The organism is Pseudomonas sp. HY2-MNA-CIBAN-0224 (assembly GCF_040310285.1).
GTDB classification, from domain to species: Bacteria; Pseudomonadota; Gammaproteobacteria; order Pseudomonadales; family Pseudomonadaceae; genus Aquipseudomonas; species Aquipseudomonas helleri.
The window spans coordinates 1-608 of sequence record NZ_JBEOPQ010000146.1 but is presented as its reverse complement, the minus strand read 5'-3'; the positions used below and the strand labels follow the sequence as shown (position 1 = coordinate 608).

The 608-nt window shown below is 44.4% G+C and carries 1 protein-coding gene; it reads right to left on the bottom strand.

The window, feature by feature from the left end:
• The coding region (locus AAEZ03_RS25760; RefSeq protein ID WP_350582547.1) for an IS982 family transposase at positions 1-600 on the bottom strand (600 nt) is incomplete at its 3' end.
• Positions 601-608 lie beyond the last annotated feature (8 nt).

Below are 608 nucleotides of genomic sequence, written 5' to 3'. Positions count from 1 at the left end.
GTGCTGAGTGAGACTAGGGCTGATATACCCTTTATCAGCGCCAAGTAGCCCATGAATATGAGTGGTGATTTCTGGGGCAACCGCTCTTTCATCAACATTGGCAGGAGCAAAGGTAAAGCCTTTAATCATGCCCGATAAGTTAACAAGCAAATGGCCTTCAAAGCCATAGTACCTCTCTTGCTTAGCGGCACAGTAGCTAAAAGCTGCTAAGTCTTGATAATTCTTATGCCGATAAGCGCGTCCATAATGACAGACAGGTATCGGAAAGCCGTCCATAAAATGGATGTTGTCACAGCCCTCAAGTTGACTGACTTTATCTTGTATCCGCTGTTTGACTTGCCACAGATTGGCGCAGTGCTTTGCGAAGTTAGGGTATGAGCCTATGGCTGGAAACCAGGCTTGCCAATGCTGGGTAAAGTATTGCCAAATTTGTTTGTCTTGATCAAGGTGTAAAAATTCACCGACCATCTCCATGCAAATGACCTCAGGATCACTTAGCTTTGGCGCGTAACCTGCACTTCGCAAGGGTTTGGTGACGACTATTTTGTAATATTGCTCTACCATTAAATAGATATTGATGATAAATTCGTCTATGGGCATCTCATGAC